This is a genomic window from Pseudomonas glycinis (assembly GCF_054871425.1).
In genome coordinates this window covers 173,690-190,050 of record NZ_JBTYHF010000009.1, presented here as the reverse complement: position 1 = coordinate 190,050, position 16,361 = coordinate 173,690, and the positions used below count along the sequence as shown (strand labels likewise).

Below are 16,361 nucleotides of genomic sequence, written 5' to 3'. Positions count from 1 at the left end.
CATGTCTCAGCCGATCCGCATCAAGGACCACGAAAAGGACGCCCGTCTGGTGCGCAGCCGTGTCGTGTTCGGTGCGATCGTGATCGTGGCGCTGATCTGTGTGTTGATCGCGCGTCTGTATTACCTGCAGGTGATCCAGTACGAGTACCACTCGACCCTGTCGGAAAACAACCGCGTCCATGTGCAGCCGATTCCGCCGACGCGCGGGCTGATTTTCGACCGCAACGGCGTAGTCGTGGCCGACAACCGGCCGAGCTTCAGTCTGAGCATGACCCGCGAGCGCTCCGGCGATTGGCAACAGGTGCTCGACGTCATCGTCGAGGTGCTGGAGCTGACGCCCGAGGACCGGGTGATCTTCGAGAAACGCATGCGTCAGGGGCGCCGGCCGTTCGAGCCGGTGCCAATACTGTTCGAGCTGACCGAAGAGCAGATCGCCCGGATTGCGGTGAACCAGTTCCGCCTGCCCGGCGTGGAAGTGGTCGCGCAGCTGGTCCGGCATTACCCGCAGGGCGCGCATTTTGCGCACTCGGTGGGCTACATGGGGCGGATCAACGAGAAAGAGCTGAAGTCGCTGGATCCGGTCAACTACAGCGGCACCCACCACATCGGCAAGACCGGCATCGAGCGGTTCTACGAGCCGGAATTGCACGGTCAGGTCGGTTACGAGGAAGTCGAGACCAACGCCCGTGGCCGCGTGTTGCGGGTGCTCAAGCGCACCGATCCGATTCCCGGCAAGGACATCGTCCTGAGCCTCGACATCAAGTTGCAGGAAGCCGCCGAGGCCGCGCTGGGCGGGCGCCGTGGCGCGGTGGTGGCGCTCGATCCGAAGACCGGCGAAGTGCTGGCGATGGTCAGTCAGCCGAGTTTCGACCCCAACCTGTTCGTCACCGGCATCAGCTTCAAGGCCTACGCCGAGTTGCGTGATTCCATCGACCGGCCGTTGTTCAACCGCGTGCTGCGCGGTCTGTACCCGCCGGGCTCGACGATCAAACCGGCGGTAGCGATTGCCGGTCTTGACGCCGGCGTGGTCACGGCTTCGAGCCGGGTGTTCGACCCGGGCTATTACATGCTGCCCAACTACGACCACAAGTATCGCAACTGGAACCGTACCGGTGACGGCTTCGTCGACCTCGACACGGCGATCATGCGGTCCAACGACACCTACTTCTATGACCTGGCGCACAAGCTCGGCATCGATCGGCTGTCGACCTATATGAACAAGTTCGGCATCGGCCAGAAGGTCTCGCTGGACATGTTCGAAGAATCCCCCGGCCTGATGCCGTCGCGCGAATGGAAACGGGCGACGCGCAAACAGGCGTGGTTCCCCGGCGAAACCCTGATTCTCGGGATCGGCCAGGGCTACATGCAGTCGACGCCACTGCAACTGGCCCAGGCCACGGCGCTGGTGGCCAACAAAGGCATCTGGAACCGTCCGCACCTGGCCAAGTCCCTCGACGGGGTGAAGCCGGTGGATGAAAACCCGATGCCGAACATCGTCCTGCGCGACCCGTCCGACTGGAACAAGGTCAACCACGGCATGCAGCAGGTGATGCACGGTGCCCGTGGCACCGCGCGCAAAGCGGCGATCGGCGCGCAATACCGCATCGCCGGCAAGTCCGGTACCGCGCAGGTGGTGGCGATCAAGCAGGGCGAGAAATACGACCGCTCCAAGGTCCAGGAACGCCACCGCGACCACGCCCTGTTCGTCGGCTTCGCCCCGGCCGATGATCCGAAAATCGTCGTGTCGGTGATGGTCGAGAACGGTGAGTCCGGTTCCGGCGTTGCCGCGCCGGTGGTGCGCCAGGTCATGGACGCCTGGCTGCTCGACCAGGATGGCCACCTGAAAGCCGAGTACGCCAGCCCAATCACTGCGGAGGCCCCGGCCCGTGATGAATAATTTCGATCGCATGCTCTCCAGCGAGGATGTGATGCGTCGCCGCGCGACGTTGCTGCAAAGACTGCATATCGATGGCCCGCTGTTGATCCTGTTGCTGATTCTCGCCGCCGGCAGCCTGTTCGTGCTGTATTCGGCCAGCGGCAAGAGCTGGGAGCTGCTCGGCAAGCAGGCCACATCCTTCGGCATCGGCCTGGTGGCGATGATTGTCATCGCCCAGTTCGAGCCGCGTTTCATGGCGCGTTGGGTGCCGCTCGGTTACGTGATCGGCGTGGTCTTGCTGATCGTCGTCGACATCATGGGCCACAACGCCATGGGCGCCACGCGCTGGATCAACATCCCCGGGGTGATCCGCTTCCAGCCCTCGGAATTCATGAAGATCCTGATGCCGGCGACCATCGCCTGGTATCTGTCCAAACGCACCTTGCCGCCGCAGCTCAAGCACGTCGGCATCAGCCTGATGCTGATCGGCGTGCCGTTCATTCTGATCGTGCGCCAGCCCGATCTCGGTACCTCGCTGCTGATTCTCGCCGGTGGCGCCTTCGTGCTGTTCATGGGCGGCCTGCGCTGGCGCTGGATTCTCAGCGTGCTGGCGGCGGCGGTGCCGGTGTCGGTGGCGATGTGGTTCTTCGTCATGCACGACTATCAGAAGCAGCGTGTCCTGACTTTCCTCGACCCGGAAAGCGATCCGCTCGGTACCGGCTGGAACATCATCCAGTCCAAAGCCGCGATCGGTTCCGGTGGCGTATTCGGCAAAGGCTGGCTGCTCGGCACCCAGTCACACCTGGACTTTCTCCCGGAAAGCCACACCGACTTCATCATTGCTGTGCTTGGCGAAGAGTTCGGTCTGGTGGGGATTTGCGCGCTGCTGCTGATCTATCTGTTGTTGATCGGTCGCGGGCTGGTGATCACCGCCCAGGCGCAAACGCTGTTCGGCAAATTGCTCGCCGGCGCGTTGACCATGACTTTTTTTGTTTACGTTTTCGTCAACATCGGTATGGTCAGTGGCCTGTTGCCGGTCGTGGGGGTGCCGTTGCCGTTCATTAGCTACGGAGGAACTTCGCTGGTGACGCTGCTGTCAGCGTTTGGGGTTTTGATGTCGATCCATACCCATCGCAAGTGGATCGCACAGGTTTGAATAAGGTGAAGAGTGCAATGCAAGTAATGCGTGGCTGGGCGACTCGATGCGCGCCGCTGGTTGGCCTGATGGGCCTGCTGGGGAGCGTGCAGGAAGCGCTGGCCGGCGACTATGAAGGCTCGCCGCAGGTGGCCGAATTCGTCGGCGAAATGACCCGCGACTACGGTTTCGCCGGTGAACAACTGATGGGTGTGTTCCGCGAGGCGCAACGCAAGCAGTCGATTCTCGACGCCATCTCCAAACCCGCCGAACGGGTCAAGCAGTGGAATGAATATCGCCCGATGTTCATCACTGACGCGCGCATCGCCCGGGGTGTCGATTTCTGGCGTCAGCACGAGGCGACCCTGGCCCGTGCCGAGCAGGAATACGGCGTGCCGGCACAAGTGATCGTGTCGATCATCGGCGTCGAGACCTTTTTCGGACGTAATACCGGTAATTTCCGCGTGATCGATGCTTTATCGACCCTCGGCTTCGACTATCCTCCCCGTGCCGAATTTTTCCGCAAGGAATTGCGTGAGTTCCTCCTGCTGGCCCGTGAAGAGCAGGTCGACCCGCTGACCCTCAAAGGCTCGTACGCCGGGGCCATGGGGCTGCCGCAGTTCATGCCGAGCAGCTTTCGTGCCTACGCGGTGGATTTCGACGGTGACGGCCACATCAATATCTGGAACAACCCGGACGACGCCATTGGCAGCGTCGCCAGCTACTTCAAGCGTCACGGCTGGGTCGCCGGTGAGCCGGTGGTCAGCCGCGCCGATGTGCGGGGCGAGCAGGCCGATGAAGGCCTGACCACCGGTATCGAGCCGGTGAAGACGGTCGCAGAGTTGCGGGCGCTGGGCTGGTCAAGTCATGATGCGCTGCGCGATGATATGCCGGTTACCGCATTTCGCCTCGAAGGCGACAACGGCCCTGAATACTGGATGGGCCTGCAGAATTTCTACGCGATCACGCGTTATAACCGCAGCGTGATGTACGCCATGGCCGTACATCAACTGTCTGAACAGCTGGTACAAGCACGGGGCGTCAAGTAATGCAGGCATTGCCTAACAATAAACCCCTGAAGCTGGTGGCTTTCGCTGCGTTGGCAGTCCTGGTCGCCAGTTGCACGACCAGCCGTACGCCGACGCAGAAAACCCCGTCCACCGCTGTCCGCGCCCAACCGGGCCTGGACATCAACCGCGCGCACAAAGACGGCGCGCCGTGGTGGGATGTCGATGTTTCGCGCATCCCGGATGCGACACCGACCCTGCACACCGGCCCGTACAAGGCCAACCCGTACACCGTGCTGGGCAAGACCTATTTTCCGTTGCAGGAATCCAAGACCTACGTGGCTTCGGGCACAGCGTCCTGGTACGGCACCAAGTTCCATGGCCAGAACACCGCCAACGGCGAAGTGTATGACCTGTACGGCATGAGTGCGGCGCACAAGACCTTGCCGCTGCCAAGTTACGTTCGGGTGACCAACCTGGACAACAACAAGACGGTGATCCTGCGCGTCAACGACCGTGGGCCGTTCTACTCCGATCGCATCATCGACTTGTCCTACGCAGCGGCGAAGAAGCTCGGCTATGCCGAAACCGGCACCGCGCGGGTCAAGGTCGAAGGCATCGATCCGCAGCAGTGGTGGGCGGCCAAGGGCCGTCCGGCGCCGCTGATGCTCAATGAGCCGCAAGTGGCGCAGAATAGCGCGCCAGTGATCACGGCGTCGGCCGGCACCGTCGAGCAATGGACACCGCCGCCGCAGCAACACGCCGCGGCCGTGGTGCCCGTGCAGATCGATGCAAAAAAAAACGCTTCTGCACCAGCGTCTGGCCAGTATCTGCAGGTGGGCGCGTTCGCCAACCCGGACGCTGCCGAACTGCTGAGGTCGAAGCTCAGCGGGATGGTGAGCGCGCCGGTGTTCATCAGCTCGATCGTGCGCAATCAGCAGACCCTGCACCGGGTACGCCTGGGGCCGATCGGCTCGCCGGGTGAGATCGCCCAGGTGCAGAACAGTGTGCGGCTGGCCAATCTGGGTTCGCCCAGCGTGGTCACCGAGTAACACGTAGACCTTGATTGACGGTTCACTTGCGGTATTCGGGGGGTGAACCAGGTTGTTGGCTCGTCGAAGAACAAAAGCCCGGCAAGGGTGACTGGAGTGAGCAACTGAACACGCGATGGCCCGTTAGAAGGCTGTCTGAATAAGTTTTGCCTTCGGGCAAGTTTCCATTAGCGATTTCGAGAGACGGATGAACATCACCACCTTTGCCAAACGCCTGTGTCTGCTAGTCCCGCTGCTCCTCTCGCCAGCCGCCTTCGCGGCCGAGATGATGCCGTCGCCACCACAACTGGCCGCCAAGGCCTATGTTCTGATGGACGCCAGCAGCGGCAACGTGCTGGTCGAAAACAACGGCGACCAGCGTCTGCCACCGGCCAGCCTGACCAAGCTGATGACCGCGTACATCGCGACCCTGGAAATCCGTCGCGGTCAGATCGGTGAAAACGATCCGGTGACCGTCAGCGAAAACGCCTGGCGCACCGGCGGTTCGCGGATGTTCATCAAGGTCGGTTCGCAGGTCACTGTCAGCGACCTGCTGCACGGCATCATCATCCAGTCCGGTAACGACGCCAGCGTCGCCCTGGCCGAGCACATCGCCGGCAGCGAAGACGCCTTCGCCGACCTGATGAACAAGACCGTCACCGAACTGGGCATGACCAATACCCACTTCATGAACCCGACCGGTCTGCCAAACCCTGAACACTACTCGTCGGCGCACGACATGGCGATTCTGGCCCGTGCGATCATTCACGAAGACCCGGCTCACTATGCGATCTACTCGCAGAAAGAGTTCTTCTGGAACGGCATCAAACAGCCTAACCGCAACCTGCTGCTGTGGCGCGACAAGACCGTTGACGGTCTGAAAACCGGCCACACCGATGAAGCCGGCTACTGCATGGTGTCTTCGGCTGTACGTGATGGCCAGCGCCTGATCGCCGTGGTGTTCGGCACCAACAGCGAAGTGGCCCGCGCGGCTGAAACCCAGAAGCTGCTGACCTACGGTTTCCGCTTCTTCGAAACCCAGACCTTCTACCAGAAGGGCACCGAACTGGCGCAGGCGCCGGTATGGAAAGGCACCACCAGCCAGGTCAAGGCCGGCCTGGCGCAAGACCTGACCATGACTCTGCCAAAAGGCCAGCTGAAGAAGCTCGCTGCCAGCATGACCATGAACCCGCAACTGGTTGCGCCAATCGCCAAGGGCGACGTGATCGGTAAAGTCGAAGTCAAACTGGAAGACAAGGTAGTGCACAGCGCCGACCTGATCGCTCTGGACGGCGTCGAGGAGGGTGGTATCTTCCGCCGCATGTGGGATAGCATCCGTCTATTCTTCTACGGCTTGTTCAACTGATTTTGTGTTGACCTGCATGGCCCCGCCCCGATCCGGTGCGGGGCCATGTGCGTTACCACGGCTTGCACTCTAGAGGCCGTTACGCCATGACCGATACCGAAGTAAAGGCGCCAAAGATCGAATTTCCCCAGACCGATTATCCGATCAAGGTGATCAGTGATACGGGTGTTGGCAACAAGGACAAGATCATCGCGATCGTCCTGAAACACGCGACCATCAATGATGAGCGCATCGACGAGCGTCAAAGCAGCAACGGCAAATACACCACCATCCAGTTGCACATCGTCGCCACCGACCAGGATCAGCTGTACAACATCAACAGCGAACTGCGGGCTTCCGGCATCGTGCACATGGTGTTGTGATGCACGGCACGCTGGGCTTTCGCGAGCTGGGCCAGATGGCTTACGAGCCGGTCTGGCATGCCATGCAACGCTTTACCAACGAACGCGGCAATACTGCCGCCGACGAAATCTGGCTCGTCGAACACCCGCCGGTGTTCACCCAGGGCCAGGCCGGCAAGGCTGAACACCTGTTGCTGCCGGGAGATATTCCGGTGGTGCAGGTCGATCGTGGCGGCCAAGTGACTTATCATGGCCCCGGGCAACTGGTGGCTTATCTGTTACTGGATGTACGCAAGCTGGGTTTCGGCGTGCGTGATCTGGTCAGCCGCATGGAAGCCTGCCTGATCGAACTGCTGGCCAGCTACGGCGTCACCGCCGCCGCCAAGCCAGATGCTCCCGGCGTATACGTCGATGGAGCGAAAATCGCTTCTCTGGGTTTGCGCATTCGCCACGGTTGTTCCTTTCATGGCCTGGCCCTGAACGTGGATATGAACCTGGAACCGTTTCGACGGATTAATCCCTGCGGTTACGCCGGGCTGGCCATGACCCAGCTGAGCGATCACGCAGGATCGATTGAATTTGCCGAGGTAAGTGCCCGGCTGCGCGCGCAGCTCGTCAAACACCTCGACTACGCTGAGCAGACGACCCTCACGGGCGGAATCGACTGATATGACTACTGATGCAGTGCAAACCATGATCCCGACGCTCGACGTGACCGAGCGCCCGGCCCCGCGTCCCAAGGTTGAAGCCGGCGTCAAGCTGCGCGGCGCCGAGAAGGTTGCACGCATCCCGGTCAAGATCATTCCGACCACCGAACTGCCGAAGAAACCCGACTGGATCCGCGTGCGCATCCCGGTTTCGCCGGAAGTCGACCGCATCAAGAGCCTGCTGCGCAAGCACAAGCTGCACAGTGTCTGCGAAGAAGCGTCGTGCCCGAACCTCGGCGAATGCTTCTCCGGCGGCACCGCAACCTTCATGATCATGGGCGACATCTGCACCCGTCGCTGCCCGTTCTGCGACGTTGGCCACGGTCGTCCGAAACCACTGGACGTCAACGAGCCGGAAAGCCTGGCCATCGCCATCGCCGACCTCAAGCTCAAATACGTGGTGATCACCTCGGTTGACCGTGACGACCTGCGTGACGGCGGTGCCCAGCACTTTGCCGACTGCATCCGCGAAATCCGCAAACTGTCGCCAAACGTGCAGCTCGAGACCCTGGTTCCGGACTACCGTGGCCGCATGGACATCGCCCTGGAAATCACCGCCGCCGAGCCGCCGGATGTGTTCAACCACAACCTGGAAACCGTGCCGCGCCTGTACAAGGCTGCGCGTCCGGGCTCGGATTACCAGTGGTCGCTGACCCTGCTGCAACGCTTCAAGCAGATGATGCCGCATATCCCGACCAAGTCCGGCCTGATGCTGGGTCTGGGCGAGACCGACGAGGAAGTCATCGAAGTCATGAAGCGCATGCGCGAACACGACATCGACATGCTGACCCTCGGTCAATACCTGCAACCGTCGCGCAGCCACTTGCCGGTGCAGCGTTTCGTGCACCCGGACACCTTCGCCTGGTTCGCCGAAGAAGGTTACAAGATGGGCTTCAAGAACGTCGCTTCGGGCCCGCTGGTACGTTCCTCGTACCATGCCGACGAGCAAGCGAAGCTGGTCAAGGCCGAGCTGCTGGGTTCCTGATTCACTGCTGATGTAAAAATGCCCGCCGAGGACGGTTCCTCGGCGGGCATTTTTTTGCCTGAGACAAGGGGCTTTTGTTTGTCTCTTCAGCTGACTACTGTGTGTGCATGACTTTACCGCTGGAGCCCAAGGATGACCGTTCGACCGAGCCACACCCTGATTGCCCACCGAGCCGTACCGGCGCTGCCCTCCGAAGGGACGATCGGCGTCATCGCGCCTGCAGGCCCCGGCGCCCTCGACACTGAAAAAGCGCTGCAATGGATGCGCGCGCGCGGCTATGGGCTGAAGGTGTTTCCAGGTGTCTATGAGAAGGACGGCTATCTGGCTGGCAGTGATGACGTACGCCTGCGCGATCTGCACGCGGCGTTCGCTGACCCCGAAGTCGACGCGATCATTTGCCTGCGCGGCGGCTACGGCACCCCGCGTCTGCTGGACCGAATCGATTACGACCTGCTCAGCCGGCATGCCAAGCCGTTTGTCGGCTATAGCGACATCACCGCGCTGCACTTGGCCATCAGTCGCTACGCCGGGTTTGTGACCTTTCACGGCCCGCTGCTCAATGCCGACCTGCTCGGCGACAAGGAGCCGCCGACCGTCACGTCATTCTTCGCCATGCTGCGCGGGCAACTGAAGTCAGGGAGTGTACTGAGCCATCCGGCGGCTTATCCGTTATCAACCGTCGAACCGGGCATCGCTCACGGGCGTTTGCTCGGCGGCAATCTGGCGATGATTGCTGCAACCCTCGGCACGCCCTACGAGATTGATGTCGAAGGCGCAGTTCTGTTCATCGAGGACATCAACGAGCCGCTGTATCGCATTGATCGCCTGCTGACCCAGATGCGTCTGGCCGGCAAGCTGGCCCGACTGCGCGGTGTGCTGGTCGGTGATATCGCCGGGGTGGAGGTCGACGCGCTGAATCGCCTGCTCAAGCAAACCTTTGAGCCGTTGCGGATTCCGGTGCTGTCGGGCTGGCGCAGTGGCCATTGCGACCCGAACCTGACGCTGCCGTTGGGCGCGCTGGTGCGCCTGGATGCAGGGAAGCAGGAGTTGCTGCTGGAGCAGGATGTGGTGATCAAAGTCTAGAAATTGGTCGCGTGATATTCAGTCATCGCGGGCAAGCCCGCTCCCACAGGTTTTGAGTCGAATACACAATTGTGTTTCAACCAGAACCCCTGTGGGAGCGGGCTTGCCCGCGATGCTTTTATTGAGCGCGCAGGCTCTCAAGCAACTTGTGCGTCGGATAGCCATCCGCCGGCCAGCCCAGCGCCTGCTGGGCACTGCGAATGGCCTTGCGGGTATTGGCGCCGATAATCCCGTCCGCTGTGCCGGCGTCGTAATTACGCGCGCTCAATAGCGTCTGCAGTTCGATGCGCTCGGTGCGGCTCAGCGGCAGATCATCTTTCGGCCAGTCGCCATTGATCAGGCCCGCGCCTTCAAAGCGCTCGGACAACAGGCTCACCGCCAGCGCATACGACGACGAATTGTTGTACTTGAGAATCGCCCGGAAGTTGTCGAGGATCAGGAACGCCGGGCCGCGATAACCGGCCGGCAGCAGCAGGGCGGCGGACAGTTGTTCGGAACCGGCCGGCACCTGCGCGCCATTGGGCAGGTTCACGCCCAGTTGCCGCCATTCGGCGACGCTTTTGCGAATCGCGCCATCGGCCAGCGTGTAGTTGAAACCGCTCGGCAATTGCACTTCGAAACCCCACGGCTGGCCGCGTTGCCAGCCCGAGCTTTGCAGGTAATGCGCGGTCGAGGCCAGCGCATCGGCGGGGCTGCCCCAGATGTCGCGGCGACCGTCACCATCAAAGTCCACGGCGTGGGTGTTGTAAGTGGTCGGAATGAACTGGGTCTGGCCCATCGCGCCGGCCCAGGAACCGAGCATCTTCTCCGGGGTGATATCGCCCTGTTGCAGAATCTGCAGGGCGGCGATCAGTTGCGCGTGAGCAAAGCCCGGACGACGGCCTTCGTAGGCAAGGGTGGCCAGCGAGTTGATCACCGACTTGCTGCCCTGAAACTGACCGAAATTGCTTTCCATGCCCCACACCGACACCAGTGCCTGGCGATCAACGCCATAACGCTGCTCGATGCTTTGCAGAATGTCGGCGTACTGATTGATCAACGCCTGGCCCTTGCGGACGCGCAATGGCGACAGCGCACCATCGAGGTATTCCCACACCGGGCGGGAAAACTCCGGCTGACTGCGATCGGCACGGATCACGCTGGCATCGAAGCTGATATTGGCAAATGCCTGATCGAACAGCTCGGGGCGAATCCCGGCGGCGAGGGCGTCCTTGCGGAAGCCCGCCTGCCATTCGGCAAAGGTCTGGGTCGGTTGAATATCGAGCGGGTCGGCGGACGGCACTACCGGCGGAATAATCGCTGGGGCCGTGGTAACCGGGGCGGCTTGAAGCGGTTGTGCATCGGCGGCGGTGGGTTTTTCCGCGCAGGCGACAAGCAGGATGAAGCTGGAGGCAGCGATCAATTGGCGCACGGGCCAACGACGGGAAAGACTTGGGGGCATGCACAGTTCCAGGGAAACGAATCAGGTGCAGACCTTAACATGAGCGAGGGGTAGTGCGCTTCAGGCAGCCAGAAAGTAAAAAGCCTCCCGGTTGTCAGACCGGAAGGCTTCGCGGCGGTAGCTGCCTTTGCCCTTGGCTGGTCGTTCCTGGCGGCTGCGGAACAAGGGCTGGGCGACGATGGATTTGGCCTTGTTGGGGCCATGCTTTGCTGGCTTTTTGCTCATGAGGGTTCTCTGGATTGAGTGGGTTTGGCGCGGCAAATAATCTGCCGATGTTGGGCGTCTGTCCAGTGCCTGTTGTGTAGGAATGTTCTGGCGCTTTCGCGAGCAAGCTCGCTCCCACATTTGGAATGCATTTCAATGTGGGAGCGAGCTTGCTCGCGAATGGCCGTTATGCGGGAAACAGGTTATTCGGCAGGAAGTGCCAGGCGCTGGCCTGCCATCAACAACGCCAGACGACTCAAGCTCATCCACGGCGAACCCGCCGCCTGGCCCTTGATCTGCGCGTCGATACGCTGCGCTTCAAGCAGCAATTGCGCCCAGCGTTGCGCCGAGTAGCGTTGCAAAGCCTTGCTCATCAGCGGCTTGCGCTTGTCCCAGACCGGCGGTTTCGACTGGCTGAAACACTTGTCCAGTGGCGTGCCCTGGCTGTATTGCAGGGAAATGTTGGCCAACAGGCGCAACTCCCGCGCCAGTGCCCAGAGGATCACCGGCGGTTCGACGCCTTCGCCGCGCAAACCCTCAAGCATGCGCAAGGCGTGGGCCGGTTCGCCGTTGAGTACCGCGTCGGTCAGGCCGAACACGTCAAACCGGGCACTGTCGGCCACGGCGGCCTGCACGGTTTCAACGGTGATCTGCCCACCTTCGGCCATCAGTTTGAGCTTTTCGATTTCCTGGGCGGCGGCGAGCAGGTTGCCTTCGACACGCGCGGCAATCAATTCGACGGCGTCCTGACAGGCCGACAAGCCTGCCTGGGACAGGCGCTGACGAATCCAGCTCGGCAGCTGATTGGCATCCACCGGCCAGATCTGCACAAACTGGGTCTGTTGGCCTTCGACCAGTGCCTTGCCCCACTTGGTTTTCTGCGCGCTGCCATCGAGCTTCGGCAAGCTGATCAGCAGGACAGTGTCTTCAGCGGGGCGTGAGCAGTATTCGATCAGCGCAGCGGCGCCTTTGTCGCCAGGTTTACCGGACGGCAGGCGCAGTTCCAGCAGGCGTTTTTCGGCGAACAGCGACATGCTTGCGCCGGCCTGCAGCAACGTCCCCCAATCGAAATTGGCGTCGGCGGCGAAGACCTGACGTTCGTCGAAACCTTGCTGACGGGCAGCGGTGCGGATGGCGTCGGCGGCTTCCTGACACAGCAACGGATCATCGCCGCTGATGATGTAGACCGGCGCGAGTGCGCCTTGCAGGTGTTTGCCGAGTTGCGCGGGAGCGAGCTTCATAAAGAAGGGCGAGCGGGGCGCCTGAGCGCCCCGACCGTCTTACTGCTGCGGGATTTCGAGCGGCGACTGACGCGGAGTTTCCGCTTCAGCCTTTTGCGCCGCTTCCAGCGCATCGGCTTCAGCCTTGGCGCGGTCGTTGGCGGTTTGCTGCAGTTGCTGCAACTGGCCCGGGGTCAGCTGCGACAGGCGCAGCATCATGCGTTGCACCAGCTCGCGACGGATTTCATGACGGGCGTCGTTGGCTTCCTGATCGGAGCCGACGAGGTTGTTGCCGTCGTGAATGAACACCTTCTGCACTTCGAGCTTGTCGCTAAGCAGGGACAGGTCTTTGTCGCCGCGGATGTCATAGCTCAGCACAGTGTTGACCTGATACTCGCCTGTGCGCCCGGCACCGGCATAGCTGAGAATGCGCTGGCTTTCCTGTTCGTCAGCCAGATACAGCTTGTACGGCGCGCCTGTGTAGACCTTGACGCCGCTGGACTCCAGCGTCTGACGCAGCTGTCTTACGGTTTCGCCATAAGCGTTACGCGCGCTCAGGTCGATTTCCTTGATCGACAGTTCGTTGGTGCCGGTACCACGCAACTGGAAACCGCAGGCGCTCAGCAGAACGGCGAGGCCCATCACCAGCAGATTGCGTTTGATCATTGTGTTGCTCCCCTTGAAACCAGGTGAGCCGACTCTGCGGCCCGAAAGGTTTTACTGGCTGCCAGGCGAGCCTGGCAGCCGATCCAATTTAGCTGGCGACGATGTTGACCAGTTTGCCCGGTACCACGATCACTTTGCGAATGGTCAGGCCGTCGACGAAACGCAGCACGTTTTCGTTGATGCGTGCAGCGGCTTCGATCTCTTCGCGGGTGGCGCTGGCCGGCATTTCGAGCTGCCCGCGCAGCTTGCCGTTGACCTGAATGACCAGGGTCAGGTTGTCCTGCACCAAGGCACTTTCGTCCACGGCCGGCCAGCCTGCATCGATCACCGCATCGGCGTGACCCAACTGCTTCCACAGTTCGTGGCTGATGTGCGGGGTGATCGGTGCCAGCAGCAGGGTCACCGCTTCCAGACCTTCGTGCAGCAGCGCGCGGTCCTGTTCGGTGCCTTGGGCGGCTTTTTCCAGCACGTTCATCAGCGTCATCACCTGAGCGATGGCGGTGTTGAATTTTTGGTTCTGGCCGACGTCATGGCTGGCCTGCTTGATCGCCAGGTGAATCGCACGACGCACGGTTTTCTGTTCGTCGTTCAGCGCGGCGATATCCAGCTTGCCCGGCAAGCCCTGGGTCACGTGGGCTTGCGCCAGACGCCAGACGCGCTTGAGGAAACGGTGCGAACCTTCAACGCCGGAATCGGACCATTCCGCGCTCATGTCAGGCGGCGAGGCGAACATCATGAACAGGCGGCAGGTGTCGGCGCCGAACTGGTCGATCATCGACTGCGGGTCGACGCCGTTGTTCTTCGACTTGGCCATCTTCTCGGTACCGCCGATTTCCACCGGCAGGCCGTCGGACTTCAGCTTGGCGCTGATGACCTTGGCTTTGCTGTCACGCTCAAGTTCCACGTCTGCCGGGTTGAACCAGGTGTAGGCACCGTTGGCTTCGCGACGATAGTAGGTCTCGGCGATCACCATGCCCTGGGTCAGCAGGTTCTTGAACGGCTCGTTGGAGCTGACCAGACCTTCGTCGCGCATCAACTTGTGGAAGAAGCGCGCGTAGAGCAGGTGCAGAATGGCGTGTTCGATACCACCGATGTACTGATCCACCGGTAGCCAGTGGTCGGCGGCGGATTTTTCTACCAGGCCACCTTCAAAGTGCGGCGAGGCGTAGCGGGCGTAGTACCACGACGACTCGACGAAGGTGTCCATGGTGTCGGTTTCACGTTTGGCCGGCGCGCCGCATTTCGGGCAGCTGCATTCGTAGAACTCGGGCATGCGCGCCAGCGGCGAACCGGCGCCGTCCGGCACCACGTCTTCCGGCAGAACGACAGGCAGTTGATCTTCCGGCACCGGCACGTCGCCGCACGTTGCGCAGTGGATGATCGGGATCGGGCAGCCCCAGTAGCGCTGGCGGCTGATGCCCCAGTCGCGCAGGCGGAACTGGGTGCGCGAGGCGCCGAGTTGTTTCTTGATCAGGGCCACTTCCATGGCGTCGAACGCGCCGGCGAAGTCGAGGCCGTCGAACTCACCGGAGTTGATCAGCGTGCCGTGCTCGCCATAGGCGTCCTGCCATGGCGCCGGGTTGGTATCACCGGAGCTGGTGCGCACCACCGATTTCACCGGCAGGTTGTACTTGTGCGCGAATTCGAAATCGCGCTCGTCGTGCGCCGGCACCGCCATGACTGCGCCGTCGCCGTAGTGCATCAGCACGTAGTTGGCGACCCACACCGGCAGCTTCTCGCCGGTCAGCGGGTGCTCGACGAACAGGCCGGTCGGCAGGCCTTTCTTTTCCTGGGTGGCGACATCGGCTTCAGCGACGCTGCCGCCCTTGCATTCAGCGATGAACGCTTGCAGCTCGGGATTGTTCTGCGCGGCCAGGGTGGCCAGCGGGTGCTCGGCAGCGACGGCGACGTAGGTCGCACCCATCAGGGTGTCCGGACGGGTGGTGAAGACTTTCAGGGTGCCGGCTTCGCCGATCGAATCGACGTTGTACGGGAACTGCACTTCCATGCCACGGGACTTGCCGATCCAGTTGCGCTGCATGGTCTTGACCTGTTCCGGCCAACCAGTCAGTTCGTCGAGGCTTTCCAGCAGCTCGTCGGCGTAAGCGGTGATCTTGAAGTAGTACATCGGGATTTCGCGCTTTTCGATCAGCGCGCCGGAGCGCCAGCCACGGCCGTCGATGACTTGCTCGTTGGCCAGTACGGTCTGGTCGACCGGGTCCCAGTTCACGGTGCCGTTTTTACGGTAGATCACGCCTTTTTCGAACAGGCGGGTGAACAGCCATTGTTCCCAGCGGTAGTAGTCCGGCTTGCAGGTGGTCACTTCACGGGACCAGTCCACCGCGAGGCCGAGGCTGCGCAACTGCGACTTCATGTAGGCGATGTTCTCGTAGGTCCACTTGGCGGGCGCTACGTTGTTTTTCATTGCGGCGTTTTCCGCCGGCATGCCGAACGCATCCCAACCCATGGGCTGCAGAACATTCTTGCCCTGCATGCGCTGGTAGCGCGAAATCACGTCGCCAATGGTGTAGTTGCGCACGTGGCCCATGTGCAGCTTGCCGCTGGGGTAAGGGAACATCGACAGGCAGTAGTAGGTTTCCTTGCCTGGCTGTTCACTGACTTCAAAGGACTTTTGCTCATCCCAGAACGACTGGGCGGCGGCTTCGATCTCACGTGGCTGATATTGTTCGTGCATGGCTACTTTTGTACTGGATAGGGGTGGCCTAATCCTCTTCGACGGCGGCATCCGGGATGGCCCGGGTGCGCTGGAAGTGGAATGACAGGAAGCGCCGTAGCATACATGACCGCGCTTGGCCGAGGGAAACCCTGATTACAGCTGTTTGCCCGAGCTTTTGGGCGACGAGGGCCGTTGGTCGCGGCGTGTAGCCGGTTCGTGCAGCGAAGCTAAGCTCTAATTGGGGAGTGAGTCTTATCTTCAATGAGGTGAGGGATGGTGGAGCAACGGAAAAAGAACGTAACGAAACCCGAGTTGTATGAAAGGTTGATCGATCGTCTGGGCATGGCGCTGGACGCCGTGAAAACCGCTGACCGGCTGCGCGACGAGCGCCCCCTGGAACTGGAATTGCGTGGCTTGAGTCCCGCCGAGTTCAAACTGGTCAAGGCCTATCTGGATCGCAGTGAACGTGAAACGCAGGGATGCCTGTCTCAAGCAGTGAAGCAGCTCGATGCAGCACATTCGGCCAAGGTCATCTGGCTCAAGGACAAGGCGCCGCGCAGAGACACCGGCAAGGTGCGTTCTGTGCAGGCCAAGTAAGCGCATGGCAGGTCATGAAACGGAT

The 16,361-nt window shown here is 61.5% G+C and carries 15 protein-coding genes; 10 read left to right on the top strand and 5 right to left on the bottom strand.

Annotated features, from left to right (window positions below):
- Position 1 precedes the first annotated feature (1 nt).
- The 9 genes from mrdA (at position 2) to ACYSTU_RS21530 (ending at position 9,531) form a co-directional block, all read left to right on the top strand.
- Positions 2-1,897: a penicillin-binding protein 2 gene (mrdA, locus tag ACYSTU_RS21570; protein ID WP_071173699.1), complete on the top strand. Its 1,896-nt coding sequence runs from the start codon at positions 2-4 to the stop codon at positions 1,895-1,897.
- A 31-nt stretch (positions 1,898-1,928) separates the two neighbouring features.
- Positions 1,929-3,032: a rod shape-determining protein RodA gene (gene rodA, locus ACYSTU_RS21565; RefSeq protein WP_168772712.1), complete on the top strand. Its 1,104-nt coding sequence runs from the start codon at positions 1,929-1,931 to the stop codon at positions 3,030-3,032.
- Between the two features lie 17 nt (positions 3,033-3,049).
- Positions 3,050-4,060: a lytic murein transglycosylase B gene (gene mltB, locus ACYSTU_RS21560; protein WP_110602899.1), complete on the top strand. Its 1,011-nt coding sequence runs from the start codon at positions 3,050-3,052 to the stop codon at positions 4,058-4,060.
- The gene (locus ACYSTU_RS21555) at positions 4,060-5,070 is read left to right on the top strand and encodes a septal ring lytic transglycosylase RlpA family protein (RefSeq protein ID WP_016773027.1); all 1,011 of its coding nucleotides are present in this window, start codon (positions 4,060-4,062) and stop codon (positions 5,068-5,070) included. The genes mltB and ACYSTU_RS21555 overlap by 1 nt, the downstream gene beginning before the upstream one ends.
- A 187-nt stretch (positions 5,071-5,257) precedes the next feature.
- Positions 5,258-6,415 (top strand): D-alanyl-D-alanine carboxypeptidase family protein, encoded by a 1,158-nt coding sequence (locus ACYSTU_RS21550; protein WP_016773028.1) that lies wholly within the window; start codon positions 5,258-5,260, stop codon positions 6,413-6,415.
- Between the two features lie 86 nt (positions 6,416-6,501).
- The gene (locus tag ACYSTU_RS21545; RefSeq protein ID WP_024014446.1) at positions 6,502-6,777 is read left to right on the top strand and encodes a DUF493 domain-containing protein; all 276 of its coding nucleotides are present in this window, start codon (positions 6,502-6,504) and stop codon (positions 6,775-6,777) included.
- A complete protein-coding gene (gene lipB, locus ACYSTU_RS21540; RefSeq protein ID WP_071173697.1) occupies positions 6,777-7,424 on the top strand; it encodes a lipoyl(octanoyl) transferase LipB in 648 nt (215 codons plus the stop codon). The genes ACYSTU_RS21545 and lipB overlap by 1 nt, the downstream gene beginning before the upstream one ends.
- Positions 7,425-7,449: 25 nt before the next feature.
- Complete coding sequence (gene lipA / locus ACYSTU_RS21535; RefSeq protein ID WP_160768663.1) at positions 7,450-8,448, top strand: lipoyl synthase; 999 nt, start codon at positions 7,450-7,452, stop codon at positions 8,446-8,448.
- Between the two features lie 132 nt (positions 8,449-8,580).
- On the top strand, positions 8,581-9,531 hold the full coding sequence (locus ACYSTU_RS21530; protein WP_024014444.1) for a S66 peptidase family protein: 951 nt from the start codon (positions 8,581-8,583) through the stop codon (positions 9,529-9,531).
- A 118-nt stretch (positions 9,532-9,649) separates the two neighbouring features.
- On the opposite strand, the gene ACYSTU_RS21525 is transcribed toward ACYSTU_RS21530, so the two are convergent.
- The 5 genes from ACYSTU_RS21525 to leuS all read right to left on the bottom strand — a co-directional run bounded on the left by ACYSTU_RS21525 (position 9,650) and on the right by leuS (position 15,757).
- Positions 9,650-10,972 (bottom strand): lytic murein transglycosylase, encoded by a 1,323-nt coding sequence (locus tag ACYSTU_RS21525; protein WP_016773034.1) that lies wholly within the window; start codon positions 10,970-10,972, stop codon positions 9,650-9,652.
- A 60-nt stretch (positions 10,973-11,032) separates the two neighbouring features.
- On the bottom strand, positions 11,033-11,197 hold the full coding sequence (gene arfA / locus ACYSTU_RS21520) for an alternative ribosome rescue factor ArfA (protein WP_016773035.1): 165 nt from the start codon (positions 11,195-11,197) through the stop codon (positions 11,033-11,035).
- Positions 11,198-11,379: 182 nt separating this feature from the next.
- Positions 11,380-12,417 (bottom strand): DNA polymerase III subunit delta, encoded by a 1,038-nt coding sequence (gene holA, locus ACYSTU_RS21515; RefSeq protein ID WP_499001497.1) that lies wholly within the window; start codon positions 12,415-12,417, stop codon positions 11,380-11,382.
- A gap of 39 nt (positions 12,418-12,456) precedes the next feature.
- Positions 12,457-13,062, bottom strand: coding sequence for an LPS-assembly lipoprotein LptE (locus tag ACYSTU_RS21510; RefSeq protein ID WP_016773037.1), 606 nt, complete (start codon positions 13,060-13,062; stop codon positions 12,457-12,459).
- A gap of 88 nt (positions 13,063-13,150) precedes the next feature.
- Entirely contained in the window at positions 13,151-15,757 is a 2,607-nt protein-coding gene (leuS, locus tag ACYSTU_RS21505) for a leucine--tRNA ligase (RefSeq protein ID WP_499001493.1), read from the bottom strand.
- Between the two features lie 255 nt (positions 15,758-16,012).
- On the opposite strand from leuS, the gene ACYSTU_RS21500 reads away from it, so the two are divergent.
- Positions 16,013-16,336: a hypothetical protein gene (locus ACYSTU_RS21500; protein ID WP_024014441.1), complete on the top strand. Its 324-nt coding sequence runs from the start codon at positions 16,013-16,015 to the stop codon at positions 16,334-16,336.
- The last annotated feature ends 25 nt before the right edge of the window (positions 16,337-16,361 follow it).

What these genes read in the sequence shown, in the direction of transcription:
- ACYSTU_RS21525 (WP_016773034.1), bottom strand. Translation starts at nt 10,972, where the DNA reads ATGCCCCCAAGTCTTTCCCGTCGTTGGCCCGTGCGCCAATTGATCGCT.
- leuS (WP_499001493.1), bottom strand. Translation starts at nt 15,757, where the DNA reads ATGCACGAACAATATCAGCCACGTGAGATCGAAGCCGCCGCCCAGTCG.
- ACYSTU_RS21510 (WP_016773037.1), bottom strand. Translation starts at nt 13,062, where the DNA reads ATGATCAAACGCAATCTGCTGGTGATGGGCCTCGCCGTTCTGCTGAGC.
- ACYSTU_RS21500 (WP_024014441.1), top strand. Translation starts at nt 16,013, where the DNA reads ATGGTGGAGCAACGGAAAAAGAACGTAACGAAACCCGAGTTGTATGAA.
- holA (WP_499001497.1), bottom strand. Translation starts at nt 12,417, where the DNA reads ATGAAGCTCGCTCCCGCGCAACTCGGCAAACACCTGCAAGGCGCACTC.
- ACYSTU_RS21545 (WP_024014446.1), top strand. Translation starts at nt 6,502, where the DNA reads ATGACCGATACCGAAGTAAAGGCGCCAAAGATCGAATTTCCCCAGACC.
- arfA (WP_016773035.1), bottom strand. Translation starts at nt 11,197, where the DNA reads ATGAGCAAAAAGCCAGCAAAGCATGGCCCCAACAAGGCCAAATCCATC.
- mltB (WP_110602899.1), top strand. Translation starts at nt 3,050, where the DNA reads ATGCAAGTAATGCGTGGCTGGGCGACTCGATGCGCGCCGCTGGTTGGC.
- ACYSTU_RS21550 (WP_016773028.1), top strand. Translation starts at nt 5,258, where the DNA reads ATGAACATCACCACCTTTGCCAAACGCCTGTGTCTGCTAGTCCCGCTG.
- mrdA (WP_071173699.1), top strand. Translation starts at nt 2, where the DNA reads ATGTCTCAGCCGATCCGCATCAAGGACCACGAAAAGGACGCCCGTCTG.
- ACYSTU_RS21555 (WP_016773027.1), top strand. Translation starts at nt 4,060, where the DNA reads ATGCAGGCATTGCCTAACAATAAACCCCTGAAGCTGGTGGCTTTCGCT.
- ACYSTU_RS21530 (WP_024014444.1), top strand. Translation starts at nt 8,581, where the DNA reads ATGACCGTTCGACCGAGCCACACCCTGATTGCCCACCGAGCCGTACCG.
- rodA (WP_168772712.1), top strand. Translation starts at nt 1,929, where the DNA reads ATGCGTCGCCGCGCGACGTTGCTGCAAAGACTGCATATCGATGGCCCG.
- lipA (WP_160768663.1), top strand. Translation starts at nt 7,450, where the DNA reads ATGATCCCGACGCTCGACGTGACCGAGCGCCCGGCCCCGCGTCCCAAG.
- lipB (WP_071173697.1), top strand. Translation starts at nt 6,777, where the DNA reads ATGCACGGCACGCTGGGCTTTCGCGAGCTGGGCCAGATGGCTTACGAG.